The organism is Sphingosinicella soli (assembly GCF_014199685.1).
Lineage (GTDB): Bacteria > Pseudomonadota > Alphaproteobacteria > Sphingomonadales > Sphingomonadaceae > Sphingosinicella > Sphingosinicella soli.
Genome location: NZ_JACHNZ010000001.1, coordinates 119318 through 143816, shown reverse-complemented (window position 1 = coordinate 143816; position 24499 = coordinate 119318). Strand labels below are relative to the sequence as shown.

Genomic DNA, 24499 nt, shown 5'->3' with positions numbered 1-24499 from the left:
CTTCGCCCACTTGCGCGTCATCCACTGCGGCGGCTACGCGGACTCTCATGAGCACCGAAACCGCCGCCCAGGCCTATACCCGCCTTGTCGATGTGATGCGCGCGCTGCGCGATCCGGCAAGCGGCTGCCCGTGGGATATCGCACAGGACTTCGCCTCGATCGCGCCCTACACGATCGAGGAAGCCTACGAGGTCGCCGATGCCATCGCGCGCGGCGATATGGCCGATCTCAAGGGCGAACTCGGCGACCTGCTGCTTCAGGTTGTGTACCATTCGCAAATGGCCGCCGAAGCCGGGCATTTCACACTGGCTGACGTCACATCGGCAATCGCGGACAAGATGGTCCGCCGCCATCCGCATGTGTTCGGCGACGCCAGCGTTGCGGACGCCGATGCCCAGACGTTGGCGTGGGAAGACCACAAGGCCCGCGAGCGCGGCAATCAGGGTGCGCTCGCCGGTGTCGCGCTTGGCCTACCCGCGCTGATGCGCGCGCAGAAGCTGCAGCGCCGCGCCGCCCGCGTCGGCTTCGATTGGCCCGGCGCCGAAGGCCCGCGCGCAAAGATCGACGAAGAACTGGCCGAGGTCGCGGCCGCCGACGATGCATCCCGCGCCGGTGAAGTCGGCGATCTGCTGTTTTCCGTCGTCAATTATGCCCGGCATCTCGGCATCGACGCTGAAGACGCCTTGCGCACCGCGAATGCGAAGTTCGAACGCCGCTTCACCGCCGTGGAAGACATTGCCGCCAAGCCGTTGTCGGATATGAATATAGAGGCGCTGGAAACGCTGTGGCAGCGTGTGAAAGCGGCGGAGCGTTAGGGCATCGCCAGAAAACGCGACTTGTCCTCGTCGCCGATCCGCACCTGAAGTTCCACGGACTCGCCCTTCATGCGGCGTTTCAGCACCAGCCCGTTATTTTCCAGCCACGCCAGTCGCTTGCCGTCTCCCGCCTTCACGACGAAACTGTGGACGCGCGCATCGCGCAGCAGCGTGTCGGAGATCAGCTTGCGGAGGTCGTCCACCCCTTCCCCGCTCACCGCCGACAGCAGCACGCTGTTCGGTGCGGCCGCCTGTTCGAGCGCCATTTTGCGCGTCTCGGGATCAAGCAGATCGGCCTTGTTCAGCGCTTCGATCATGGGCCGCCCGCCCCCCGGATCGACGCCGAGTTCGGTCAGCACATCGATGACGTCGCGTTTCTGGGCATCGCTCTCCGGATGCGCGATATCCCGGACATGGACGATGATGTCCGCGTCCAGCACCTCCTCCAGCGTGGCCCGGAAGGCGGCGACGAGCATGGTCGGCAGTTCGGAGACAAAACCGACGGTGTCGGAAAGGATCGCCTTGTCGATACCCGGCAGCGCGATTGACCGCATCGTAGGGTCCAGCGTCGCGAACAGCAGGTCTTTCGCCATCACCGAAGCGCCGGTCAGGTGGTTGAAAAGCGTTGATTTCCCGGCGTTCGTGTAGCCCACGAGCGCGATCACGGGATACGGCGCCTTCTTGCGCTGGCGCCGCTGCAGCCCGCGCGTGCGGGTCACTTCGCCGAGGTCTTTGCGAAGCCGCGCCATACGCTCGCGGATCAGGCGGCGGTCGGTCTCGATCTGCGTCTCGCCGGGGCCGCCGAGGAAGCCGAAGCCGCCGCGCTGGCGCTCGAGGTGGGTCCACGATCGCACGAGGCGGCTCGCCTGATAGCCGAGGTGCGCGAGTTCCACCTGCAGGCGGCCTTCGCGCGTCGCCGCCCTCTCCCCGAAGATTTCGAGGATAAGCCCGGTGCGGTCGATCACCTTGGTTCCGGTGCCGGTTTCCAGGTTGCGCTGCTGAAGCGCGGAAAGCGCGCCGTCCACGACGGTGAGTGCAGCGCAGGTCTCCTTTGCAAGCGCGGCGATCGCCTCCACCTGCCCCGCGCCGAACAGCGTGGCGGGCCGCGGGTCGCGCACGCGGATGATGCGCGTTGCGACCACGTCGAGCGCGATCGCACCGGCCAGACTTTCGGCTTCTTGAAGGCGGGCTTCGGGGTCTCGACGCGCAGCGACGTCGCGGCGCACGATATCGGGCACGATGACAAGCGCCTTCGTGCCGACGCTGACGTCATGGACATCATCGTGTGCGCCGTAGCTTTGGAACTGCTTACGCCGTCTGCCCCCCGAATCCGGCGGCGTTCCGGCGTCAGGGTCGGTCAATCGTCGTCGCCGTCTTTCTCGGGCTCAAACAATTGCACGGGGCTCGCCGGCATGATCGTGGAAATCGCATGCTTGTAGACAAGCTGCGAATGACCATCGCGACGAAGCAGAACCGAAAAATTATCGAACCAGGTGATCACACCCTGCAGTTTTACGCCGTTTACGAGAAACATCGTCACCGGCGTCTTGCTCTTACGGACCGCGTTCAGGAACACGTCCTGCAAGTTATTGGCCTTGTCTGCCATGTGCCCCTCGAATCCTTTTACACTGCACCTGATTGCCGTAGGCGCGGGCACACTATTTGGGGGTCAGGCGCTTCCCGTCAAGTGTCGGAATTGACTTCATCATCGGCTTTCCCGGGATCGGAGAGGCCGAGCGCCTTCAGCTTCCGGTGAAGCGCGGAGCGTTCCATGCCGATAAAAACCGCCGTTCGCGAGATATTCCCCGAGAAACGGCGAATCTGAACGCGCAAATACTCGCGTTCGAAGGATTCGCGGGCTTCCCGCAGCGGTGTGCCCATGATCGAACGCACCGCCTCGTTGGGCATCAGCTTGGCGGGCTCGGCGATGATTTCCGATGGCAGCATGTCCACCTCGATGCGCTGCGCGCGTTCCGGCGGCATGAGAATCAGCGTGCGCTCGATGATGTTGCGCAGCTGGCGAACATTTCCCGGCCAATCGTAGGTCTGGAGCGCGGCCATCGCGTCATCGCTGATTCGGGGCGTCGGAATTCGGCGTTCCGCTGCGAGCTTGGCCAGAAAATAATCGACCAGTTCGCCGATATCCTCACGCCGCTCGGCCAGTGCCGGCAGGTGTACGGGTACGACGCTGAGGCGGTAGAACAGGTCTTCACGGAAGCGTCCGGCGGAAATTTCCCCGGCAAGGTGGCGCGATGTGCTGCTCACGACACGCACGTCGACCTTCACGCTGCGCGCGCCGCCCACGCGCTGGAACATCTGCTCGGTGAGCACGCGCAGGATGCGCGCCTGCGTCGCGAGCGGCATGTCGGCGACTTCATCGAGGAACAGCGTGCCGCCGTGGGCCTGTTCGAAAAGGCCGATGCGGACGGGCTGGCCGTCCTCTTCGACACCGAACAGCTCGTCTTCGAAGCGGTCCGGGTGAAGCCGCGCGGCCGCGACGACGACGAAGGGGCCGTTGGCGCGCGGAGACCACTGGTGCAGCAGGCGCGCGGCGACTTCCTTGCCCGATCCCGGCGGCCCGTCGACGAGCACGCGGCTGCCCGTCGCGGCGACGCGCTTCAGCGTCGCGCGCACGCCGTTGATCATCGCGGACGAACCCGTGATTTCGCCTTCGATGCCAGCGCGCGAGCGAAGCTCCTCGTTCTCGCGCCGCAGACGCTCAGCCTCCGTCGCGCGTTCCACGGTATGGATCAGCTGGTCGGCCTGAAACGGTTTCTCGATGAAATCATAGGCGCCGCGCTTGATCGCCGCGACCGCCGTTTCGACGTTGCCGTGGCCGGAAATCATGATGACGGGCAGCCCCGGACTGCGCTGCTTCACGACCTCCAGAAGCTCGATGCCGTCGAGTTTCGATCCCTGCAGCCAGATATCGAGCACGAGCAGGCTGGGCAGACGTTCGCTGAGCGCGGCGAGCGCACTGTCGCTGTCCCCTGCCGTGCGCGTCTCATAGCCTTCGTCCTCCAGAACACCGGCAATCAGTTCCCGGATATCGGCTTCATCGTCGACGATCAAAATATCAAGCGCCACACATCTACCTTTGCTGAACTGCGACTTTTTCCGGAACGCCCGGCTCCTGCACGACATGGGCCTGCAACGCGGCCAGATCGAAACTCATCACCGCAGCGGCGCCGCCGCCTTCAGCATCTCGAAGGTCGAGCGTGCCGTCATGCTCCTCCACGATCTTCTTCACGATCGCAAGGCCGAGGCCGGTGCCCTTCACGCGGGTGGTGACATAGGGCTCGGTCAGCCGGTCGCGCTGGCTCGCGGGGAGCCCGATGCCGTTGTCTGTCACCGTCACGACGAGCGTATCGGGCTCGGCGAATGTCGCCGAGAGGGCGATGCGGCCTTCGATCTCACCATCCTTGCAACGCGCACTGACGGATTCAGAGGCGTTCTTGAGGAGGTTGGTAAGCGCCTGGGCGATCTGCCGCCGATCGCAGATGAACGGCGGCAAGCCTGCCGGCACATCCATCTGGTAGTCGAAATCGCTGTGCGCGACCTCCTGCAGAAACAGCGCCTGCCGGGCGATCTCGAGGAACGATTCAGGGCGGAACACGGGCTTGGGCATGCGCGCGAACGACGAGAATTCGTCCACCATCTGGCGCAGGTCGCCCACCTGCCGCACAATCGTTTCGGTCAGGCTTCGGAACGTGTCCGCGTCCTCTTCGATCTTGTTGCCGTAGCGCCGCTGCAGACGCTCGGCCGAAAGCTGAATGGGGGTCAGCGGGTTCTTGATCTCGTGGGCGATGCGCCGCGCCACGTCGGCCCACGCCGCGCGCCGCTGGTCGGCGAGCTGCTGGGTGATGTCGTCGAAGGTAATCACATAGCCGCGGCTGCCGCCTGAAACGCCGCCCATGCGCACCAGCAGCGACTGCACATCGTTGCCGCGCGCGATACGCACCTGCCCCGATGCCTGCCCCGACGCACGCGTCTCTTCAAGAAGCGCCGTGAATTCGGGAACCGCCTCCTCGATGGTCATGCCGCCGAGCGCTTCTTCGGTGATTTCCAGCAGATCGGCGGCCGAATGGCTGACAAGGCGGATATGGCCGTCTTCGTCGATGGAGATGACGCCGGCGGAAACGCTCGAAAGCACCGCTTCGGTAAACTGTCGCCGCGCATCGAGCTGTTCGTTTGCCGTAACGAGCGCGCTCGTCTGCGCTTGAAGCTGGCGCGTCATGCGGTTGAAGGTCCGCGCGAGCGTGCCCACTTCATCCGGGCTGTTTCGCACGGGAACACGCGCTGCAAGGTCGCCCCCGCCCACCCTCTCGGCGGCGCGCACCAGGCGCCCGATCGGCGCGACAAGGCGGTTCGCAAGCCACAAGGCCGAAAGGATCGCCGCCGCAAGGATCAGCAGGGCGATGACGAACAGCGCAAGATTGAACTGCCACTGCAGGCTTTTGGAGCGCGCGAGCAGCGCTTCATATTCGTTCATCGCGCCCTCCGCCCGCTGTGCGGACTGCAGCACGGCAGGATCGACGCTCCGGCTGACGTAAACGTAGCGTTCGAGCAGCGGATCGATCCGGACGATGGCCTCCACCCGATCGGAGGCCGTGGCGAGCACGCTCGCGCGGCCGGAGCGTGCACGCGCGATGTCGGTGGGCAGAATGCGCTGTGCAAGCGGCGCGCCGTTCATGCCCACGGCGGCGTAGATATGATAATCGTCGCCGTTCAGCGTGAACACGCTCGCCTCGGTCAGGTTGCGGGCCGCGACCTGAAACGCAAGGCCGTCAGCAAAGCCTGAAGAATCGATGCCGTAGCTGTTGGCGTATTCGTAAACGTCCGTGCCCATCGCCTCGATGTCGGCAACGATGCGCTGCCGGTTTTCGGCGACGTAGGAATGCGCGACCTGTTCGGCGTTTTCCAGCACGGTTCGCGCATTGTCCGAAAACCAGAACTGCGTGCCGAACTGGAAAAGCAGCGACGCGAACACGACGACGAGCAGGGTTGGGATCGCGGCGATCGCCGAAAACAGGGCCACCATGCGAACGTGCATCCGCGCGCCCGCCAGCCCCCGGCGCCGGTTGACGCGCAGGATCACGAAGCGGCGGCCGATCAGCACGAGAAGCGTCATCAGCGGCACGAGATTCGCCACCAGAAGGATCGTCCGCCCCGAGGGCGTATTGGCGGCCGTGAAGAACGTGTCGGTGAGCGCAAAATAACTTGCGCAGCCCACCGCGACGGCGATCAGCCCCAGCGCGACTTCAAGCCGGGGATAAAGTTCGACGCGCGAGACCCATCGGCTGATGCGGCGACGCATCCTGCGGCGAGGCGATGCGGGCTTGGAGGATGCAGTCGCGGACATGTTCAAATGCAGCTTAACCACTTTGGCTGTTGCCGCAAATACACAGTTGCAACCGCCCGGTCACGATCCGGCGCTGAAATCAGCCTGAACGGCCTATCGGCGGCCCGGCGGGGCGCAGCGCAACGGCATCGATGCCGCGATCGTTCAGCTTCTTGCGCAGCGTGTTGCGGTTGATGCCCAGAAGTTTGGCGGCCCGAATCTGGTTGCCGCGCGTCGCCGCCAGGCTCAGCAGCAGCAGCGGTTTCTCAAGCTCCGCAAGCACCCGCTCATAAAGCCCGTCGGGCGGCAGATCATCGCCGAACGTATCGAAATACCGCGCCAGATGGGCTTCAACGGACCCGGCAAGGCCCCTGTTGTCGCTTTCCGCGCGTCCGGCGGGCACGCGCTCGCTGCGCAGCGCCTCTTCCACGCTGGAAGCTGAAATGACGTCGGAGCGTTCGAGCGCCGCGAAGCGGCGCATCAGGTTTTCAAGCTCGCGCACGTTGCCCGGCCAGTCGTGCGCCTGCAGCCGAAGGATCGCTTCGGGTTCGAGCGTCTTGGCCGGAAGCCCTTCGGCCTCGGCGCGGCGCAGGAAGTGCGTTGCAAGCTCGGCGATATCGTCGACGCGGCTGCGAAGCGGCGGCAAATGCAGCGGCACGACGTTCAGCCGGTAGAACAGATCCTCGCGGAACAGCCCGGCATCGACGAGGCGGCGCAGATCCTTGTTCGTCGCGGAAACGATGCGGATGTCGGCCTTGATCGGCCGCATCCCGCCGACGGTGGTGAATTCGCCGGACTGGAGCACGCGCAGCAGGCGGGTCTGCGCTTCCATGGGCATGTCGCCGATCTCGTCGAGAAACAGCGTGCCGCCCTGTGCCTGTTCGAAGCGCCCGATCGCGCGCGCCTGCGCGCCGGTGAACGCCCCGCGCTCGTGTCCGAACAGTTCGGATTCGATGAGTTCACGCGGGATCGCCGCCATGTTGACCGCAACGAACGGCCCCGTCCGCCGCGAGCCGAGGTCGTGCAGCGCCTTGGCGACAAGTTCCTTGCCCGTGCCGGATTCGCCGAGGATGAGGACGGTAAGGTCCGTCGGCACGACCCGCGCGATCGTGCGGTAAACTTCCTGCATCGCGGAGGATCGGCCGATCAGCGGCAGGCCGTCCCCCTCCTCTTTCGCCGGCGTTTTGCGCGCGGGCGCCTGCGACTGTTCAAGAGCGGCCGAAACCGCCGCAGCGAGTTTGTTGATATCGAACGGTTTGGGCAGATACTCGAACGCGCCGTTCTCCGTGGCGCGCACCGCCGTCGCCAGCGTGTTCTGCGCGCTCATCACGATCACCGGCAGGCCGGGGCGGCGCGCCAGAATGCGCGGCACGGCGTCAAGTCCGTCGGCATCGGGCAGCACGACGTCGGTGATGACGGCGTCGCCGATCCCGGCCTCGATCAGCTGCCAGAGGCCCGCAACCGTATCGGTCGTCCGCACTTCGTGGCCCGCACGCACGAGCAGCTGACGCACGACCGTACGGATCGCCGCGTCGTCGTCGGCCACGATGATCGTTCCCGTGCGGCTCACAGGCTGGTCGCCGTCGGCAGGAGCACGCGGAAGATCGTGCGCGGCGGATTGTTGTGCCGGTCGTACTCGATAAGCCCGCCATGATCGCCCACGAGCTTGGCGACGAGCGCGAGCCCGAGCCCCGTGCCGCCGGGCTTCGTCGAGACGAACGGATCGAACAGGTGTTCGGCGACGTCGGCGGGCGCGCCGGGGCCGTCGTCGATCACGCAGACCTCGATGGGCACGGACATGCGCCGCTTGGAGCCCTTCACCGCAACCTTGAGGCCGTGCCGATAGGCGCTACGCAGGCGTATCTTTCCTTTGTTTCCTGTGGCTTCACTCGCATTCTTCACGAGGTTCACGAAAATCTGGATGAGCGCATCCCGGTCCCCGTCCACGTCCGGCAACGAGGGGTCGTATTCCTCCTCGAACTCGACATCGCGCGCGAAGCCGTGCTCGGCAAGGCGGCGGACGTGCCCGAGGATCAGGTGGATGTTTTCCGGCTGCCGCTTCAACGGCCGCGTGTCCGTGAACTCCTCCATCGAATCGATCAGCGTACTGATGCGATCGACCTCCGTGCAGATAAGATCGGTAAGTTCGGGGTCGCCGTCCTGCGCCAGAAGCTGCGCGGCGCCGCGAATGCCCGAAAGCGGGTTCTTGATCTCGTGCGCGAGCATGGCGGCAACCCCGACTGCGGTTTTCGCCGCCCCTACCTGTTCGCGCTGCCGGTTCACCATCGTCGCCGCCGCCCGGCGCTGGAACACCAGCGTCGACCAGCCCGGCGAATCGGGTACGGGCGAAACCAGCAGGTCGGCGAGGATACGGCGCCCGCCGATGAATGCGATCTCGAGGTCATACGCCGCGAACTCGCCCCCGGTGACGACCGCTTCGAAAAGCACGGCGCGCACGGCGCTGTCTTCCGGGAAGATCGCGCCCCAGCCGCGATCGACGAGTGCCGGTTCGCTGAGGTTGAACATATCCTCGGCGGCGGTGTTCATCCGCGCGGGCGCGCCGCTTGCGTCGATGAGGACGATCGGGATCGGAAGACTCGCCAGCAGATCGTCGGCGGATGGCGGGGGAACCAGGGGAACCGCGGGCACGGTGGCCATGTCAGGCGGCCGCCCGGGCGAGCCAGGGCGCGTAGAATTCGCGGAGCATCGCCTTCACCCGTGCGGGATCGCCGACCTGGTTGACGCTGTTGCGGAACTCGGCGGAGCCGTGCATCCCCTTGGTGTACCAGCCGATGTGCTTGCGCGCCAGGTTGACGCCGGTTTCGGTGCCGTAAAGCTCCAGCATCATCTCGTACTGTTCAAGGATCAGGTGATACTGTTCCTCGATCGTGGGCGCCTTGAAGCGGTGATCGCAGAGGTCGGCCATCACCTCGCCGAGCAGCCACGGGCGCCCGTAAGCCCCCCGCCCCACCATCACCGCGTCCGCGCCGGACTGTTCGAGCGCCGTGCGGGCGTCTTCCACCGAGCAGATGTCGCCGTTCACCACCACGGGCAGCGAAACCGCATTTTTCACGTTGCGCACGAATGCCCAGTCGGCGCTTCCCGAATACATCTGGTTGCGCGTCCGGCCGTGGACCGTAATCAGCTTGATGCCGAGGTCTTCGGCGATCCGCGCGAGTTCAGGCGCGTTCAGGCTGCCGTGGTCCCAGCCCATGCGCATTTTCAGCGTCACCGGCAGGTCGACCGCCTTCACCGTCGCCTCGATCAGCGATGCCGCGAGTTTCAGGTCGCGCATCAGCGAGGAACCGGCGTGACCGTTCACGATTTTCTTCACCGGGCAGCCCATGTTGATGTCGATGATCGCCGCGCCGCGATCGGCGTTCAGCTTCGCGGCTTCCGCCATGATGCCGGGCTCGCAGCCCGCAAGCTGCATCGAGATCGGCTCTTCGCACGGATCCCACGCCGCCTTCTGCAGCGACTGGCGCGTCTCGCGCACCATCGCCTGGCTTGCGATCATCTCGGTCACGGTAAGGCCCGCGCCGAAGCGCTTCACCGCCTTGCGGAACGGCAGGTCGGTGACGCCGGTCATCGGCGCCAGAATGACCGGCTGGTCGATCCTCACCGGTCCGATCGAAATTGGCTTCAGTTTCGGCACTGTGTTCGGCTGCCCAAAAATAAGGCACGGCGCATAGCCCAAGCAGGGCTGTTCGGCAAGCACAGCCTGCGCTAAAGCCGCCCGCCATGAACGCAGCGCCAAAGAACGAAGCGCCAAAGGTCGCCGCCATCGTCGTTGCCGCCGGGAGAGGCTCCCGCGCGGGCGAAGGCGCGCCGAAACAATACCGGCTTCTGGCCGGCGAGTCCGTAATCCGCCGTGCGATCGCAGCCCTCGCGGGGCATCCGCGCATCGGCCGGGTCGTGGCGGTCATCCACCGGGAAGACGATGCCGCCTTCTCGGACGCGACGCAGGGAATGGGCGCCCTGTCGGTCCACGGCGGTGCGACGCGGCAGGGCTCGGTGCAACGGGGTCTCGAAGCGCTTGCCGCTTTTGCGCCCGACCTCGTCCTGATTCACGATGCCGCCCGCCCCCTGCTCCCGCATGACGTCATCGACCGGCTGCTGTCCGCGCTCGCCGAAAACGAAGGCGCCGTCCCGGCCCTCCCCATCGTCGACAGCCTCCGCACCGGCGAAACCCACGCCGACGGCGAGGTGGACCGCAGCCGCCTGAAGCGCGTCCAGACCCCGCAGGCGTTTCGGTACGCCGCCATACGCAGCGCGCACGCACAGTCTCGGCCGGATGCCACAGACGACGTCGCCGTCGCCCTCGCGGCCGGGCTCACCGTCGCGTTTGTCGAAGGCGACGAAAGCCTCGCCAAGCTCACCTACCCGGCCGATTTCACCCGCGCCGAAGCCCTCCTCACCGCCCGCCTCGTCACCCGCGTCGGGCAGGGCTTCGACGTCCACCGATTCGGCCCCGGCGACCATGTCTGGCTCTGCGGCATCAAGGTGCCCCACAGCCACGGCCTCATCGGCCACAGCGACGCCGACGTCGGCCTCCACGCCCTCACCGACGCCCTGCTCGGCGCCGCAGCGATGGGCGACATCGGCGACCATTTCCCTCCGAGCGATCCCAGGTGGCGCGGCGCGCCGTCGGACCTTTTTCTCACCCACGCCCGCGATCTCATCCTGGCGCGGGGCGGCATCATCGATCATGTCGATGTCACGATCATCTGCGAAACGCCCAGGGTCGGGCCGTTTCGCATGGCGATGCGCGTGCGCGTGGCCGCGTTGTTGCGGCTGCCGGACGAGCGGGTTAGCATCAAGGCCACAACAACCGAGAAGCTCGGTTTCACCGGACGTAGTGAAGGCATCGCGGCCCAGGCGACCGCAACCATAAGACTATAGGGTCAGCAACATCATGAGTGAACTGTTCGACGACGAGATCATCGCGCTTGCGCGGCGCGTGGTGGATTTGAACGCTGCCGCCGGACGCAGGGTCGTGCTTGCCGAATCCTGCACCGGCGGCCTCGTCTGCGGCGCGATCACAGAAATTCCGGGCTCCTCGGCGGTGCTGGAGCGCGGTTTCGTCACCTATTCGAACGACGCCAAGACCGCGCAGCTCGATGTTCACGGCGACGTGCTGGAAACCTTCGGCGCGGTTTCCGTGGCAACCGCCTGGGCGATGGCGCAGGGCGCGCTTGCGCACAGCGCGGCCGATGTCGCCGTGGCGATCACGGGCATCGCCGGACCCGAGGGCGGCTCGGAGTCGAAACCCGTGGGCACGGTCGTGTTCGCCCGCGCGATCCGCGATGGAGACCCTGAAGACGTGATCGCCGACATGAAGCAGTTCGGCGACCTCGGCCGCACCGGCATCCGGCTTCAGGCCGTGCGCTGCGCGCTCGAACTGCTGCTGCCCGAAGGCGCGTCCGCCGCATAGACCTTCGCGGCGCGCGTTTCGAACGCCGTCACCATCTTGCGGAACGCTTCATGGAAGTACGCGCCCGCAAGCGTGTTCAGGATCGACTGCCGGAACGCGAAATCGACATGGAAGTCCACCTCCGTCCCTGCCCCCACGGGCTTCAAGCGCCAGTCGTTGTAGAGGAATTTCAGCGGGCCGGAGATATAGTCGATGTGGATATGGCGGGGCCTGTCCAGCACCACGCGGCTGGTGAAGGTTTCCCGGAACACCTTGAAGCCGACCACCATGTCGGCGACCATCTCGGTATCGCTGCGCGATTTCACCCGCGTTGCGATCACCCACGGCAGAAATTCGCCGTAACGCCCGACATCGGCAACGAGATCGAACAGTTGCTCCGGCGTAAACGGAAGCACGCGAACCTCGCGATGTTCAGGCATCGGCGCGTTGGTGCCTGGCGAGGCGCGCGGCCTTCAGCTTCGCGAAATCGTCACCTGCATGATACGACGAGCGCGTCAGCGGCGACGCCGCGACGAGCGCGAAGCCCTTGGCACGGCCAAGCGAGGCGTAGGACTTGAACGTGTCCGGCGTCACGAAATCGATGACCTTCGCGTGGCGCGGCGTCGGCTGCAGATATTGGCCGATCGTCAGGAAATCGATGTCGGCGGAGCGCATGTCGTCCATCACCTGATGGATTTCCAGCCGCTCTTCGCCGAGCCCGACCATAAGGCCCGACTTGGTGAAGATCGTCGGATCGAGCGCCTTCACGCGCTCCAGCAGCCGCAGCGAATGGTAATAGCGCGCACCTGGCCGGATCGTCGGGTAAAGCCTCGGCACGGTCTCCAGGTTGTGGTTGTAAACGTCGGGCCGCGCATCGACGATGCGCTTCACCGCTTCATCCGCCTTGTTGCGGAAGTCCGGCGTCAGGATTTCGATCGTCGTCTTCGGCGTGCGGCGGCGCAGCGCCTCGATCACCCGCACGAACTGCGTCGCCCCGCCGTCCGCAAGGTCGTCTCTGTCCACGCTGGTGATGACGATATGTTCAAGGCCAAGCTCGGCGGCGGCGGTCGCCACATGCTCGGGCTCCAGCGGATCGACCGGGTTCGGCATTCCGGTCTTCACGTTGCAGAAGGCGCAGGCGCGCGTGCACGTGTCGCCCAGAATCATCACCGTCGCGTGCTTCTGCGTCCAGCACTCGCCGATATTCGGGCAGGCCGCTTCCTCGCAAACCGTATTGAGCCCAAGATCGCGCATCAGCTTGCGGGTCTGCGCAAAACCCACGCTGGTGGGCGCCTTCACGCGCAGCCAGTCGGGCTTGCGGATGCGGATCGGGGTCACGGGTGCGGGATCGACGTCGGCCATGTGCGCCTAGATAGCGGCGGCGGCGGCATAATCCAACCGCGAGTTCTTGCATGACAGACATGATCGGGCTAGCCGCATGTCCATGTCCGGCTTTGAAGAACTGATCGATGGCTACCGCCGTTTCCGCGGCGGCGCCTATATTGCGCAAAAGGCGCGCTACGACGCGCTGCGGTCGAGCCAGAGCCCGAAGACGATGATTATCTCGTGCTCCGACAGCCGCGTTGATCCCGCCATGATCTTCGACGTCGGGCCGGGCGAGATTTTCACCGTCCGCAACATTGCGAACTTGGTGCCCCCCTTCGAGATCGGCGGCGGCCGCCATGGCGTCTCCGCCGCGCTGGAGTTCGCGGTGACGCAGCTTGAGGTGGCGAACATCGTCGTGATGGGCCACGGCGGCTGCGGCGGCGTGCAGGCGGCGCTCACCAGCAAGTTCAAGGGCGCGCCGGCGGGCGCGGGAGGCTTCATCGCCCACTGGATCGATCTTCTCGACGAAGCGCGCGACCGCATCCTTCACGAACACGGCGGCCGCATGGACCGCGATGTGGAACACGCGCTGGAGCTCGAGGCCGTAAAGGTCTCGCTCAAGAACCTCCGCACCTTCCCCTGCATCCCGGAACGCGAGGCTGCGGGCAAGCTCAAGCTCATCGGCGCCTACTTCGCTATACGCGACGGCGTTTTGCACGTGCTGGATGAAGCAAGCGGCGTGTTTTCTGCCGCCACCTGAGCTGGCGCGGATAGACACTGGGTTGCGTGAATGATATATGATGACGATATCATTCATCGGACACGACCATGCGCACGATCATCGATATCGCCGAGCCCCAGATGAAGGAACTCGACACCCTGTCCCGGCAGGAGCGGCAATCGCGTGCGGCACTGATCCGCAAGGCGATCGCCGAATATCTCGCCCGGCATCGGCAATCCGGCGCGGGCGAGGCGTTCGGCCTTTGGGGCGATCGCAAGATAGACGGCCTTGATTATCAGGAGCGGGCCCGCAGCGAATGGTGAAGGCGCTGTTCGACACGAATATCCTGATCGATCACCTCAACGCCGTTCCGGCGGCGCGCGCCGAGCTCGACCGTTACGGCGACAAGGCCATCAGCATCGTGACCTGGATGGAGGTGCTGATCGGCGCCCCGCCGGAGGTGGAAGCGGGTACACGGGCCTTCCTGTCGGATTTCCGGCTCATCGCGCTCGACGACACCGTGGCAGAAGCGGCGGTTGCTCTTCGCCGCGCCCACCGAATGAAACTGCCGGATGCGGTCATCCTGGCATCGGCGCAAGCGAACGACATGCTGCTGATCACGCGCAACACGCGCGATTTCCCCGAAGACGACCCCGGCATACGGGTGCCATACCGGCTTTGACCGGCAGGCCCCGTTCGCGTCAGATGTGCAGCGGGCGGTCGTAGGCGGCGAGCACGCTTTCGTGCATCATTTCCGAAAGCGTCGGGTGCGCGAAGGTCGTAGCCATCAGCTCGGCCTCGGTCGTCTCCAGCTCACGCGCGACGACATAGCCCTGGATCAGCTCGGTGACTTCCGCGCCCACCATGTGCGCGCCCAGCAGCTCGCCGGTCGCTTCGTCGAACACGGTCTTCACGAAGCCCTCGGTCTCGCCGAGCGCGATCGCCTTGCCGTTGCCGAGCGCCGGGAACTTGCCGACCTTCACCTTGTAGCCCGCTTCCTTCGCCTTCGCTTCGGTAAGGCCCACGGAGGCCACCTGCGGGCGTGAATAGGTGCAGCCGGGAATGTTCGCCGTGCTCATCGCGTGAACATCCTTCGCGCCCGCCATCTTCTCGATGCAGATCACCGCTTCGTGCATCGCCTTGTGCGCAAGCCACGGCCCGGCGGTGACATCGCCGAGCGCCCAGATGCCCTCCACATTGGTACGGCCGTATCCGTCCGTCTCGATGTGCGTGTTGGCAAGCTGCTTCACGCCGAGCTTTTCCAGCCCGATGTCCTCGACATTCGGCACGATGCCCACCGCGACGATGACATGGCTGAACTCCTGCGTTTCAACCTTGCCGTCGCCGAACTTGATCTCGGCTTTCACGCCCTTGGCGGTCGTTTCCAGCTTCTGCACGCCGGTTTTCGTGTGGATCGCCATGCCCTGCTTGGTGAGGGCCTTTTCCATGAACGCGCTCACCTCGGCGTCCTCCACGGGGAGGATGCGCTCCAGCATCTCCACAACCGTCACCTTGGCGCCGAGGTCCGAATAGAAGCTCGCGAACTCGATGCCGATCGCACCCGATCCGATCACCAGCAGCTTTTCCGGCACCGCTTCGGGCACCAGCGCATGGCGATACGTCCAGATGCGCTTGCCGTCCGCCTTCGCGAACGGCAGCTCGCGGGCGCGCGCGCCTGTCGCGACGATGATGTTCTTCGCGGAAAGCTCGGTGGTCTTGCCGTCCTTCGAAACGGAGAGCTTACCCTTCCCCGTCAGCGTGCCGACGCCCTCGTGAACGTCGATCTTGTGCTTCTTCATCAGCCCCTTGACGCCGCCGTTCAGCTGATCGGCGACCTTGCGGCTGCGCGCCACCACCGCCTTGATGTCAAACGACGGCTTCTCGGCGCTGAGGCCGTAAGCCGAAGCGTGCGTCAGATAGTGGAAGATCTCGGACGAGCGCAGCAGCGCCTTCGTCGGGATACATCCCCAGTTGAGGCAAATACCGCCAAGCCGCTCGCGCTCGACGATCGCCGTCTTCATCCCAAGCTGCGCCGCCCGGATCGCCGCGACATAGCCCCCCGGCCCGGAGCCGAGAACGATGAGGTCGTAAGTGTCAGCCATTACGCGATCATCCCCAGCGGATTTTCAACAAGTCGCTTGAACGCCTGCATCAGGCGCGCCCCGTCCGCGCCGTCGATGGCGCGGTGGTCGAAGCTGCCCGTCGCCGACATCACTGTCGCGATGGCAAGCGCATCGTTCACGATGAACGGCCGCTTTTCGCCCGCGCCGATCGCCATGATCATGCCCTGCGGCGGGTTGATGACCGCGTCGAACTGCGTGATGCCGTACATGCCCATGTTGGAGAGGGAGGCCGTGCCGCCCTGATACTCGTGCGGCTGCAGCTTGCCCTCTTTCGCGCGGCCTGCGAGTTCCTTCATCTCGGTGGCGATCGCCGACAGGCTCTTGCTGTCCGCCCCCGTGATGATCGGCGTGATGAGCCCACCCGGGATCGACACCGCCACCGAGATATCGGCGCGGCTGTACTTGAAGAGCTGTTCGCCCGAGATCGAGACATTGCACTCCGGCACCTCGATCAGCGCGGCGGCGAGCGCCTTGATGAGCAGGTCGTTGACGCTGAGCTTCACCCCGCGCGGTTCCAGCGCCGCGTTCAGCTCGCCGCGTAGCTTCAGAAGCGCATCGAGCTGAATATCCACGGTAAGGTAGATGTGCGGGATCGTCTGCTTCGCTTCGGTAAGCCTGCGCGCGATCACCTTGCGCATGTTCGAGAGCTTCACCGCCTCGTGCGGAATCTCGGTCTCGAACATCGCCGGTGCAGCGGCCTTGGGCGCGGTGGCGGCGGGCGGCGCCGTCTTGCCGCCATCGAGGTCTGCCTTCACGACACGTCCGCCGGGGCCGCTGCCCTGCACGTCGCCGAGGGCGATGCCCTTGGCTTCGGCGATGCGGCGCGCGAGCGGGCTCGCCTTCACACGGTCGTCCGTGTCTGCTGCGGGCGCCGCAGCGGGTGCGGGTGCCGGTGCCTCGGCCTTGGCGGGCTCGGGCTTAGGCGCGGGCTCGGGCTTCTCGGCCTTGGCAGGCTTCGGTGCCTCTTTCACCTCGGGCTTCGGCGCCTCTTTCGGCGCTGCCTTCGCGGCTTTCGGCGCGGCGACCTCTTCACCCTCTTCCGCGAGCACGGCGATGAGCTGGCCGACCGGAACGTCTTCCGTACCCGCTGCAACCACGATCTTCGCGACGACGCCCTCGTCGATGGATTCAACCTCCATCGTCGCCTTGTCGGTCTCGATCTCGGCGATGACGTCACCGGGCGAAACCTTGTCGCCTTCCTTCACCAGCCATTTCGCGAGCGTGCCGGTTTCCATCGTCGGCGACAGCGCGGGCATTGTAATGTCTATCGGCATGTTCAGTCCTTGTAGGTGATGCGCTTGGCGGCGGCGACAACGTCGGCAGCCTTCACGAGAGCGGCTTTTTCCAGATTGGCGGCATAAGGCAGCGGCACATCGACATTGGTGACGCGCAGGACGGGCGCATCGAGATCGTCGAAGCCGTCCTCCATCGCGATCGCCATGATTTCCGAGGCGATCGAGCACTGCGGCCAGCCTTCCTCGACGACGACCATGCGGTTCGTCTTCTTGAGGCTGGCGAGCACCGTCGCGCGGTCGAGCGGGCGCAGCGTGCGCAGGTCGACCACCTCGGCCTCGATCCCCTCCTCCGCCAGCGTCTTCGCCGCTTCGAGCGCCACGCCGACCCCGATCGCGTAGGAGACGATGGTGACGTCATCCCCCTCGCGCGCGATCCGCGCCTTGCCGATGGGCAGAACATAGTCCTCCACCTCCGGCACATCGAAGCTCTGGCCGTAAAGCAGCTCGTTTTCCAGGAAGACGACCGGATCAGGCGAGCGGATCGCCGCCTTCAGCAGCCCTTTCGCATCGGCCGCGCTGTAGGGCGCGATGACGATGAGGCCGGGCACGCTTGCGTACCAGGGGCCGTAGTTCTGGCTGTGCTGCGCGCCGACACGCGCCGCCGCACCGTTGGGCCCGCGGAACACCATCGGGCAGCGCATCTGCCCGCCCGACATGTAGTTCGTCTTTGCCGCCGAGTTCACGATGTGGTCGATCGCCTGCATCGCGAAGTTGAAGGTCATGAACTCCACGATCGGCCTCAGCCCGCCCATCGCCGCGCCCGTGCCCACACCGGCGAAGCCGTACTCGGTGATCGGCGTATCGATGACGCGCTGCGGGCCGAACTCTTCGAGCAGCCCCTGCGTCACCTTGTAGGCGCCCTGATACTCGGCAACCTCTTCGCCCATCACGAACACGCGATCGTCGGCGCGCATTTCCTCGGCCATCGCATCGCGCAGCGCCTCGCGCACGGTCATGCGGCGAAGGTTGGTGCCCGCCGGGATGTCCGGATCGTTCGCGATCTCCGGCTGCGGGGTTGGAATGGCCTTGGCGCCGGAAGGCGCCTCGGTCTTCTGTTCAGGATGCTTCGCAGCCACTTCCTGCTTCGCCTCGGGCGGCTGCGCCTTGGTGGGGGCGGCGTCCGCTTCGCCGTCGTCGATCACCGCGATCAGCGTACCGACGGCAACCCCGTCCGAGCCCGCGGGCACGAGAATTTTCGAAACGATGCCGCCCTCGTCGGACTCAAGCTCCATCGTCGCCTTGTCCGTTTCGATCTCGGCGATCACGTCACCGGGCTTCACTTCGTCGCCCTCTTTCACCAGCCACTTGGCGAGCGTCCCCTCTTCCATCGTGGGGGACATGGCGGGCAGCTTGATCTCGATCGCCATCAGTAGCGCCCCACCAGAACGTCGGTGTAAAGTTCGGAAAGTTCCGGTTCGGGCGTCTGCTCGGCGAAGTCGGCGGAATCGTTCACGATGGCGCGCACGTCTTTCTCGATGTCCTTCAGTTTCGCTTCGTCCACCCCCGCGTCGATAAGGCGCTTCTTCGCGGCCTCGATGGGGTCGGATTTTTCGCGCATAGCCTGCACTTCCTCGCGCGAACGATATTTGGCGGGGTCGGACATGGAATGGCCGCGATAGCGGTATGTCTTCATTTCAAGAAGCAGCGGCCCCTTGCCGGAGCGCACCCACTCGATCGCCATCTGCGCCGCGCCGCGCACTTCCAGCACGTCCATGCCGTTCACCTGGATGCCTTCGATGCGGAAGCTCTCGCCGCGGCGGTAGAGCTGGTCCTCCGCGCTGGCGCGATTGACACTGGTGCCCATCGCATACTGGTTGTTCTCGATCACGTAGACGACGGGCAGCTTCCAAAGCTCCGCCATGTTGAAACTTTCGTACACCTGGCCCTGGTTCGCCGCGCCGTCGCCGAAATAGGTGAGGCAGACGTTGCCGTCGCCTTTGTATTTGTGCGCAAACGCAAGGCCCGTGCCGAGCGGCACCTGCGCGGCGACGATGCCGTGCCCGCCGTAGAAGCCGTGCTCGACGCTGAACATGTGCATCGAGCCGCCCTTGCCCTTGGAAATGCCCGCCGCGCGGCCGGTCAGTTCCGCCATGACTTCGCGCGATTCGATGCCGCAGGCCAGCATATGTCCGTGGTCGCGATAACCGGTGATGACGCTGTCGCCTGATTTGAGCGCGGATTGGAGACCGACGACGACGGCCTCCTGGCCGATATAGAGATGGCAGAAGCCGCCGATCAGCCCCATGCCGTAAAGTTGGCCCGCCTTCTCCTCGAAGCGGCGGATCAGCATCATCTGGCGATAGAACTCCAGAAGCTCGTCGACGCTGGCGTCATAGGGCGAATAATCGGGGAGACGATCGAGCCCGTCCCGCGCACTGGACATGCGGTGAGACGTCGTGTTCTTGGATTTGCCTGCAGCCGGTTTCGGCTTGGACGTATTTTTCGCCTCTTTGGTTCGCTCGGCGATAATCCCCTCCTCTGGGCTGGCAGGTAAAGTTTTTTACTTCACCGCCGCTATACGTGCGACCGCGTACAAAGTTCAAGCGCGAGCGAACGCGCGCACCGCTTATTTGTCGAGACGGATGACGAACTCGTCCTCGCGAACGAGGCCCAGGTTTTCGCGCACGAGTTCGTCAGCGAGGTCAGGATCGACCTTCGCGGGATCGAGGAGCGTGACTTTGCGTTCAATATCCGACTTGCGTTCGGCAACCTCCGCCGCCTCCTTCGCGAGTCGTGCCTGTTCGGCCTTGTATCCCCCAAGCGCGAGGACACCCGTGTCTCCTGCAACGGCGTGCCATCCGAAGAACGCGACAAGGCCGATGCACAGCGCGGGAAGCCACGCTGAGCGGATGTAGGAGACAAGGCGGACGGGATCACTCACGTCCCTCTTGAATCACGCGAGTCCTAATGATTCAAGCCTTATTTTGCCCGCAGAATCGATCGGCCGGCATATGTGCCCGCATCGCCCAGTTCCTCGGCGATGCGGATAAGCTGGTTATATTTCGCCAGCCGATCCGAACGGGCCATGCTGCCGGTCTTGATCTGGCCGCAGTTCGTCGCAACCGCCAGGTCCGCGATCGTCGCATCCTCGGTCTCCCCCGACCGGTGCGACATCACGGCGGTGTAACCCGCGCGGTGCGCGATGTTCACGGCATCCAGCGTTTCGGACAGCGTACCGATCTGGTTAACTTTGACCAGAATGGAGTTTGCCGCGCCCATCGCGATACCGTCGCGCAGGCGCGCGGGGTTGGTCACGAACAGATCGTCGCCGACGATCTGGATGCGCTTGCCGAGGCGGTCCGTGAGCAGCTTCCAGCCTTCCCAGTCGTCTTCGCCCATGCCGTCTTCGATCGAAATGATCGGATAGCTGTCGCAAAGCCCGGCGAGGAAATCGAACATCGCTTCGGATGAGAGCGATTTTCCTTCGCCCGTCATCGCGTACTTGCCGTCCTTGTGGAATTCCGTGGCGGCGCAGTCAAGCGCGAGCATCACGTCGCTGCCCGGCTTGAAGCCGGCCTTTTCCACCGCGCCCATGATGAAGTCGAGCGCGGCCTGTGCGCTGGCGAGGTTGGGCGCGAAGCCGCCTTCGTCGCCGACTGCGGTCGCAAGCCCCTTGTCGTGCAGCGCCTTTTTCAGCGTGTGGAAAATCTCGGCGCCCCAGCGCAGCCCTTCGCCGAAACTCTCGGCGCCGACCGGCATGATCATGAATTCCTGGAAGTCGATCGGATTGTCGGCGTGGGCGCCGCCGTTCAGGATGTTCATCATCGGCACCGGCAGAACGCTCGCCGACACGCCGCCGACATAGCGATAGAGCGGCAGTCCGCGCGAATCCGCTGCCGCCTTCGCCGCTGCAAGGCTGACGCCCAGAATGGCGTTTGCGCCGAGCCGCGCCTTGTTGGGCGTCCCGTCGAGCGCGATCAGCGTGCTGTCGAGTTCAAGCTGGTCTTCGGCGTCCATGCCGAGCAGCGCGTCCTGGATTTCGCCGTCAACGGCGGCGCACGCCTTCTCCACGCCCTTGCCCAGCCAGCGGCTCTTGTCGCCGTCGCGAAGCTCGACGGCCTCGTAAGCGCCGGTCGAAGCCCCGGAAGGCACTGCGGCACGCCCGAACGCGCCATCCTCCAGCGTTACCTCGACTTCCACGGTCGGATTTCCGCGGCTGTCGAGAATCTGTCTGGCGTGGATGTCGATGATCGCGGTCATGGCGTCGCTCCGGCTGATGACGATGAAGATATCTTGCGTGCGCGCTCATAATCAGGCGCTGCGTGCGGGGCAACGATACTTGTTCTGTTATTGCCGGAAGAAGCCTTGTTTTTGCCGCAGACGGAACCAACATCGGGCTCTACTGTTGTATAAATGCTCTCATAAACCTGAAAGGAATTGGCATGTCCGACATTGTTCCCACGCCTGTTGCTGCCGATCCCGCACCCCTCAAGCAGGACCGTCTCGCCTCTATCAAGGCCGAAGCCGGCAAGCTGAAAAGCGAGGCGTCCACAAAGGCGCGCAGCGCTGCGGAGGAAGGCAAGACCAGAGCCGCCGAAACGCTCGGCAGTGTTTCGCACGCCACGCGCGAAGCCGCCGACAAGCTCAAGGGCACGCAGGCGGAACCGCTTGCGAACATCATCAACTCCGCTGCCGATTCCGTGGAATCCTTCGCCCAGCGCATGCGCGAGAAGTCGGTTGATGATATCATCGACGATACGCGCGAAATGGTGCGCCGTTCGCCCGTGCTCGTGATCGCGGCGGCTGCGGCAGCCGGTTTCATCATCTCGCGGTTTTTCAAGGCCAGTCGCAGCAACGATAACGAGGCCTGAGGGGGCAAACAGGGGTGGCCGATCAGGACGTAAAGCTCGCCGATCTCTTCGAGCGCCTTGTCGATGAAGGCGGCGATTTGCTGCAGGCGGAGGTGCGCATCGCCGAAGCCAAGATCGCGCGGCGTCTCCAGCTTGCGCGCTTGCCGCTCGGACTTTTCAGCGCGTCTGCTGCGCTGGCGTTCGTGGCGCTGATGGGCCTCGCGACGGCGTTTGTGGTGTTGCTCGGCCCGCTCGTCGGATTTCTCCTCGCGGTGGTGATCGTCACGCTGGCAACGGCCGCTGCGTCCTGGCTGCTGTTTGTTGAAGCCCGCAAGCGGCTGGAAGTCGTGATCGAGGCCCCGTCCCTGCTGCTGCGTTCCCGGAGCGAAAAGTGAACGATAACACCGTCGATACGCTTCTTTACGAGGCTGAAGCTGCCGAGGCACGGCGGCGCATGGCGCTCACCATCGGGGAAATCCGGTATCGGCTTGATCCGCGCACGATCGCAAGCGAAGCGATTGACGCGGCGACCGAACGTGGCGCCGAACTCGTGGCGCGCGGGCGCCGGGCGGCGCACGACAATCTAGGCGCCATCTCCATTGCCGGTGCGCTTGCCGGCATGATGGTGGGGGCGCGGCATCATCGAAAAAAAGGCAGAAAGGCAACCGCCATGACCCAGTACGACGATGAAGTCGGTAACGACATGCCGGGGAAAGACCGGCTGGAAAGTGCAAAGCAAACCGCGCAGCAGGTTCGCGAAACGGTGACGCACAAGGCGCAGGCCGCGCGTGAGGCGGCAGGCGAGAAACTCGCGTCTGCGCGCCAGCATGCCGGCGAAGCGTGGGATACGGCCCGCGAACGCGCCGCAGACTATTCCGAGCGCGCGAAGGAACAGGCCGCAAGGGCGCGCGAGCGCACCGTTGAAAGTGTCGATCAAAACCCTCTGCTAGCCGTGCTCGCGGGCGCGGCGCTGGGTGTGATTATCGGCGCGCTCGCTCCGCGAACCCTCCGCGAGAACCGCGCGATCGGCCCGGTTCGCGACAAGCTGGCGTCAACGGCGCGCGGAGCGGTGAAGATCGCGCGCTCGGCCGGGGAAGCGAAGCTCGCCGAACTCGGCCTCAAGGAAGCCGCGAAGCTGCGCTTCAGCGAAATCAAGGACGGCGCGGCTGAAGTCGCCAGGTCCGCGACGACCGCGGTTCGCGGAAAAGCCAAGGCCGTGACCGAAAACGCCCAGCCCCCCGCCGAATCCGTTTAAGCCGCCGCGGGCACCACTTCGTCTATTTCGGACGGCACAAGCCCGACTTCGCGCAGCATTCGCCGCGCTGTGTCGGGCTGGTCGAAGGCTTCGACGACCAGCCCGTACCGAATGCCGGTAATGCGGGAAATCGCCGCCTGCATCAGTTCCCGGTCGCCCAGCCGCCCGGCGCGGATCACCAGCGAAGGCTGAAGTTTTCCGGCGGCATGCAACTGATCCATCATGGCGATGAGGTCGAGCACATCGGCCTCGCCGCCGCCCAGAATGAATGCCGCGCCTTCGGAAACCTGGGAAAGCCCTTCGGAAAACTGCCGATAGCGCTCCCCCTCGCCTGCCATCTGCGCTTTCAGGCGGCTGGAAACCAGCGCCACAAGCCGTTCCGCGATCGCAAGCGGCAGCGACGGCCGGTCCGCGAGCGGCATCGCCACTGTCTCGTCCGCTCCGAAGCGATCGACAGCGCGCGACATCGCGCTTTCCGCGATGTCCGCGCCCGCGTTTGCGGCGAGCGTCGCCACCGCCCGCACTTCGGCATGATCGACGATCGCCGCTGAAACCGGCTCGCGCACAATGGCCCGCGCGGCGATCGCGACCCGGTGGTCCTCGCTGCGCGACTTCACGATCTCGATGAGCATGTCGTCATCCAGAAGATCGCTTGCCTTCAGGATCGGCTCGGCAACCTCGATGACGTCGTGCGCCATACGCAGCGCCACGTCCTGGGGGATGTCGGTGCTGGATGCGATGGTCTGCGCCAGCGCCTTGCGCACCTCCACCTCCACGTCGCGGGCGATCGCGCGAACGATATCGTCGGCGATTCCGCGTTCGCGCGCGCCGAAGCGGCGCTGCACATAGCTGTGGCCGAGCTTCAGTGCGAGTGCGCGCCGGGCATCCGTATCCGGATTCTCCTGCAGCCGCTCGACATCGGCAAGGGAAGGCAGAAGCGGGTCCATATCTTTACAATAGCGTGAAAAACATTACCGATTAATCGCCGATTCACGGGGGATCGCGCATTCCAACCGCATGGACAAGAAAGTCACACACATGAAGACCCGCGCGCTGGTTGTTGTCGTTGCTGCATTTGCTGTTCTGGGCTCCGGCCCGGCCGTTGCAGCAGACGGCGCGCAGCTTTTCAAAAGCCGCTGCGGCATCTGCCACTGGGATCCGGCGCAGGCGGGCGAAAAGCCGCGCCAGGGGCCGTCCCTCAAGAAGCTCATCGGCCGCACCGCGGGTACGGAAAAGAGCTTCACACGCTTTTCGCCGGCCATGAAAAAGGCCGGTTTCGTGTGGACCGCAGACAAGCTCGACGCCTATCTCGATACCCCTCGCAAACTTGTTCCGGGAACTTCGATGGCCTTTGTCGGGTTGAAGAAGCCTGATGAACGCAAAGCGGTCGTCAATTATCTTTTGAAGGCGGCGCGCTGAG

The 24499-nt window shown here is 64.9% G+C and carries 25 protein-coding genes and 1 pseudogene; 10 read left to right on the top strand and 16 right to left on the bottom strand.

What is annotated here, in order from left to right; genetic code table 11:
* The first annotated feature begins 47 nt into the window (after positions 1-47).
* On the top strand, positions 48-815 hold the full coding sequence (gene mazG, locus GGQ98_RS00720) for a nucleoside triphosphate pyrophosphohydrolase (protein WP_184063598.1): 768 nt from the start codon (positions 48-50) through the stop codon (positions 813-815).
* On the opposite strand, the gene hflX is transcribed toward mazG, so the two are convergent.
* From hflX to dusB, 7 genes and pseudogenes are all read right to left on the bottom strand, one after another.
* The gene (gene hflX / locus GGQ98_RS00715) at positions 812-2056 is read right to left on the bottom strand and encodes a GTPase HflX (RefSeq protein ID WP_184063976.1); all 1245 of its coding nucleotides are present in this window, start codon (positions 2054-2056) and stop codon (positions 812-814) included. The genes mazG and hflX overlap by 4 nt on opposite strands.
* Before the next feature lie 125 nt (positions 2057-2181).
* Positions 2182-2421, bottom strand: a pseudogene (gene hfq, locus GGQ98_RS00710) (RNA chaperone Hfq); the annotation flags it as partial.
* A 77-nt stretch (positions 2422-2498) separates the two neighbouring features.
* The gene (ntrX, locus tag GGQ98_RS00705) at positions 2499-3902 is read right to left on the bottom strand and encodes a nitrogen assimilation response regulator NtrX (protein ID WP_184063595.1); all 1404 of its coding nucleotides are present in this window, start codon (positions 3900-3902) and stop codon (positions 2499-2501) included.
* Between the two features lie 4 nt (positions 3903-3906).
* Positions 3907-6177 (bottom strand): sensor histidine kinase NtrY-like, encoded by a 2271-nt coding sequence (locus GGQ98_RS00700; RefSeq protein ID WP_184063593.1) that lies wholly within the window; start codon positions 6175-6177, stop codon positions 3907-3909.
* Between the two features lie 79 nt (positions 6178-6256).
* Positions 6257-7726, bottom strand: coding sequence for a nitrogen regulation protein NR(I) (gene ntrC, locus GGQ98_RS00695; protein WP_184063591.1), 1470 nt, complete (start codon positions 7724-7726; stop codon positions 6257-6259).
* Positions 7723-8814: a two-component system sensor histidine kinase NtrB gene (locus tag GGQ98_RS00690; protein ID WP_184063587.1), complete on the bottom strand. Its 1092-nt coding sequence runs from the start codon at positions 8812-8814 to the stop codon at positions 7723-7725. Before GGQ98_RS00690 ends, ntrC begins: the two co-directional genes overlap by 4 nt.
* A 1-nt stretch (position 8815) precedes the next feature.
* Positions 8816-9811: a tRNA dihydrouridine synthase DusB gene (dusB, locus tag GGQ98_RS00685; RefSeq protein ID WP_184063585.1), complete on the bottom strand. Its 996-nt coding sequence runs from the start codon at positions 9809-9811 to the stop codon at positions 8816-8818.
* Between the two features lie 86 nt (positions 9812-9897).
* On the opposite strand from dusB, the gene GGQ98_RS00680 reads away from it, so the two are divergent.
* Both GGQ98_RS00680 and GGQ98_RS00675 read left to right on the top strand, forming a co-directional pair.
* Complete coding sequence (locus GGQ98_RS00680; RefSeq protein WP_184063582.1) at positions 9898-11058, top strand: bifunctional 2-C-methyl-D-erythritol 4-phosphate cytidylyltransferase/2-C-methyl-D-erythritol 2,4-cyclodiphosphate synthase; 1161 nt, start codon at positions 9898-9900, stop codon at positions 11056-11058.
* 13 nt (positions 11059-11071) lie between these two features.
* On the top strand, positions 11072-11590 hold the full coding sequence (locus tag GGQ98_RS00675; RefSeq protein WP_184063579.1) for a CinA family protein: 519 nt from the start codon (positions 11072-11074) through the stop codon (positions 11588-11590).
* On the opposite strand, the gene GGQ98_RS00670 is transcribed toward GGQ98_RS00675, so the two are convergent.
* The gene (locus tag GGQ98_RS00670) at positions 11533-12009 is read right to left on the bottom strand and encodes a type II toxin-antitoxin system RatA family toxin (RefSeq protein ID WP_184063576.1); all 477 of its coding nucleotides are present in this window, start codon (positions 12007-12009) and stop codon (positions 11533-11535) included. The genes GGQ98_RS00675 and GGQ98_RS00670 overlap by 58 nt on opposite strands.
* Positions 12002-12931 (bottom strand): lipoyl synthase, encoded by a 930-nt coding sequence (gene lipA / locus GGQ98_RS00665; RefSeq protein WP_184063574.1) that lies wholly within the window; start codon positions 12929-12931, stop codon positions 12002-12004. The genes GGQ98_RS00670 and lipA overlap by 8 nt, the downstream gene beginning before the upstream one ends.
* An 82-nt stretch (positions 12932-13013) precedes the next feature.
* Here lipA and GGQ98_RS00660 point away from each other — a divergent pair, with 82 nt between their 5' ends.
* The 3 genes from GGQ98_RS00660 to GGQ98_RS00650 all read left to right on the top strand — a co-directional run bounded on the left by GGQ98_RS00660 (position 13014) and on the right by GGQ98_RS00650 (position 14298).
* Complete coding sequence (locus GGQ98_RS00660; RefSeq protein ID WP_184063571.1) at positions 13014-13655, top strand: carbonic anhydrase; 642 nt, start codon at positions 13014-13016, stop codon at positions 13653-13655.
* A 68-nt stretch (positions 13656-13723) separates the two neighbouring features.
* Entirely contained in the window at positions 13724-13939 is a 216-nt protein-coding gene (locus GGQ98_RS00655; RefSeq protein WP_184063568.1) for a ribbon-helix-helix protein, CopG family, read from the top strand.
* On the top strand, positions 13933-14298 hold the full coding sequence (locus GGQ98_RS00650; protein ID WP_184063565.1) for a type II toxin-antitoxin system VapC family toxin: 366 nt from the start codon (positions 13933-13935) through the stop codon (positions 14296-14298). The genes GGQ98_RS00655 and GGQ98_RS00650 overlap by 7 nt, the downstream gene beginning before the upstream one ends.
* Positions 14299-14317: 19 nt before the next feature.
* Here the strand turns inward: GGQ98_RS00650 and lpdA are convergent, their stop codons facing one another.
* The 6 genes from lpdA to eno form a co-directional block, all read right to left on the bottom strand.
* A complete protein-coding gene (lpdA, locus tag GGQ98_RS00645) occupies positions 14318-15718 on the bottom strand; it encodes a dihydrolipoyl dehydrogenase (protein WP_184063562.1) in 1401 nt (466 codons plus the stop codon).
* Positions 15718-17013 (bottom strand): pyruvate dehydrogenase complex dihydrolipoamide acetyltransferase, encoded by a 1296-nt coding sequence (locus GGQ98_RS00640; protein ID WP_184063559.1) that lies wholly within the window; start codon positions 17011-17013, stop codon positions 15718-15720. Before GGQ98_RS00640 ends, lpdA begins: the two co-directional genes overlap by 1 nt.
* A gap of 2 nt (positions 17014-17015) precedes the next feature.
* Entirely contained in the window at positions 17016-18401 is a 1386-nt protein-coding gene (locus GGQ98_RS00635) for a pyruvate dehydrogenase complex E1 component subunit beta (RefSeq protein ID WP_184063556.1), read from the bottom strand.
* Positions 18401-19417 (bottom strand): pyruvate dehydrogenase (acetyl-transferring) E1 component subunit alpha, encoded by a 1017-nt coding sequence (gene pdhA, locus GGQ98_RS00630; protein WP_184063554.1) that lies wholly within the window; start codon positions 19415-19417, stop codon positions 18401-18403. Before pdhA ends, GGQ98_RS00635 begins: the two co-directional genes overlap by 1 nt.
* A 183-nt stretch (positions 19418-19600) precedes the next feature.
* The gene (locus GGQ98_RS00625) at positions 19601-19915 is read right to left on the bottom strand and encodes an FtsB family cell division protein (protein ID WP_184063552.1); all 315 of its coding nucleotides are present in this window, start codon (positions 19913-19915) and stop codon (positions 19601-19603) included.
* Between the two features lie 38 nt (positions 19916-19953).
* On the bottom strand, positions 19954-21234 hold the full coding sequence (gene eno, locus GGQ98_RS00620) for a phosphopyruvate hydratase (protein WP_184063549.1): 1281 nt from the start codon (positions 21232-21234) through the stop codon (positions 19954-19956).
* Positions 21235-21416: 182 nt separating this feature from the next.
* Here eno and GGQ98_RS00615 point away from each other — a divergent pair, with 182 nt between their 5' ends.
* From GGQ98_RS00615 to GGQ98_RS00605, 3 genes are read left to right on the top strand one after another with little or no spacing between them, the layout of a single operon-like run.
* Positions 21417-21845, top strand: coding sequence for a hypothetical protein (locus GGQ98_RS00615; protein WP_184063546.1), 429 nt, complete (start codon positions 21417-21419; stop codon positions 21843-21845).
* A 14-nt stretch (positions 21846-21859) separates the two neighbouring features.
* A complete protein-coding gene (locus tag GGQ98_RS00610) occupies positions 21860-22219 on the top strand; it encodes a phage holin family protein (RefSeq protein WP_184063543.1) in 360 nt (119 codons plus the stop codon).
* Positions 22216-23079 (top strand): DUF3618 domain-containing protein, encoded by an 864-nt coding sequence (locus GGQ98_RS00605; RefSeq protein ID WP_184063540.1) that lies wholly within the window; start codon positions 22216-22218, stop codon positions 23077-23079. The genes GGQ98_RS00610 and GGQ98_RS00605 overlap by 4 nt, the downstream gene beginning before the upstream one ends.
* Here GGQ98_RS00605 and GGQ98_RS00600 read toward each other — a convergent pair.
* Positions 23076-24026, bottom strand: a complete 951-nt coding sequence (locus GGQ98_RS00600; RefSeq protein ID WP_184063537.1) for a DUF2336 domain-containing protein — start codon at positions 24024-24026, stop codon at positions 23076-23078. The genes GGQ98_RS00605 and GGQ98_RS00600 overlap by 4 nt on opposite strands.
* Before the next feature lie 70 nt (positions 24027-24096).
* Between GGQ98_RS00600 and GGQ98_RS00595 the strand changes: the two genes are divergently transcribed.
* Entirely contained in the window at positions 24097-24498 is a 402-nt protein-coding gene (locus GGQ98_RS00595) for a c-type cytochrome (protein WP_184063534.1), read from the top strand.
* Position 24499: the final 1 nt, after the last annotated feature.

What these genes read in the sequence shown, in the direction of transcription:
- GGQ98_RS00600 (WP_184063537.1), bottom strand. Translation starts at nt 24,026, where the DNA reads ATGGACCCGCTTCTGCCTTCCCTTGCCGATGTCGAGCGGCTGCAGGAG.
- mazG (WP_184063598.1), top strand. Translation starts at nt 48, where the DNA reads ATGAGCACCGAAACCGCCGCCCAGGCCTATACCCGCCTTGTCGATGTG.
- lipA (WP_184063574.1), bottom strand. Translation starts at nt 12,931, where the DNA reads ATGGCCGACGTCGATCCCGCACCCGTGACCCCGATCCGCATCCGCAAG.
- GGQ98_RS00640 (WP_184063559.1), bottom strand. Translation starts at nt 17,013, where the DNA reads ATGCCGATAGACATTACAATGCCCGCGCTGTCGCCGACGATGGAAACC.
- GGQ98_RS00655 (WP_184063568.1), top strand. Translation starts at nt 13,724, where the DNA reads ATGCGCACGATCATCGATATCGCCGAGCCCCAGATGAAGGAACTCGAC.
- GGQ98_RS00700 (WP_184063593.1), bottom strand. Translation starts at nt 6,177, where the DNA reads ATGTCCGCGACTGCATCCTCCAAGCCCGCATCGCCTCGCCGCAGGATG.
- GGQ98_RS00670 (WP_184063576.1), bottom strand. Translation starts at nt 12,009, where the DNA reads ATGCCTGAACATCGCGAGGTTCGCGTGCTTCCGTTTACGCCGGAGCAA.
- GGQ98_RS00680 (WP_184063582.1), top strand. Translation starts at nt 9,898, where the DNA reads ATGAACGCAGCGCCAAAGAACGAAGCGCCAAAGGTCGCCGCCATCGTC.
- GGQ98_RS00635 (WP_184063556.1), bottom strand. Translation starts at nt 18,401, where the DNA reads ATGGCGATCGAGATCAAGCTGCCCGCCATGTCCCCCACGATGGAAGAG.
- GGQ98_RS00660 (WP_184063571.1), top strand. Translation starts at nt 13,014, where the DNA reads ATGTCCGGCTTTGAAGAACTGATCGATGGCTACCGCCGTTTCCGCGGC.
- GGQ98_RS00595 (WP_184063534.1), top strand. Translation starts at nt 24,097, where the DNA reads ATGGACAAGAAAGTCACACACATGAAGACCCGCGCGCTGGTTGTTGTC.
- pdhA (WP_184063554.1), bottom strand. Translation starts at nt 19,417, where the DNA reads ATGTCCAGTGCGCGGGACGGGCTCGATCGTCTCCCCGATTATTCGCCC.
- eno (WP_184063549.1), bottom strand. Translation starts at nt 21,234, where the DNA reads ATGACCGCGATCATCGACATCCACGCCAGACAGATTCTCGACAGCCGC.
- GGQ98_RS00615 (WP_184063546.1), top strand. Translation starts at nt 21,417, where the DNA reads ATGTCCGACATTGTTCCCACGCCTGTTGCTGCCGATCCCGCACCCCTC.
- GGQ98_RS00690 (WP_184063587.1), bottom strand. Translation starts at nt 8,814, where the DNA reads ATGGCCACCGTGCCCGCGGTTCCCCTGGTTCCCCCGCCATCCGCCGAC.
- lpdA (WP_184063562.1), bottom strand. Translation starts at nt 15,718, where the DNA reads ATGGCTGACACTTACGACCTCATCGTTCTCGGCTCCGGGCCGGGGGGC.
- GGQ98_RS00650 (WP_184063565.1), top strand. Translation starts at nt 13,933, where the DNA reads ATGGTGAAGGCGCTGTTCGACACGAATATCCTGATCGATCACCTCAAC.
- GGQ98_RS00675 (WP_184063579.1), top strand. Translation starts at nt 11,072, where the DNA reads ATGAGTGAACTGTTCGACGACGAGATCATCGCGCTTGCGCGGCGCGTG.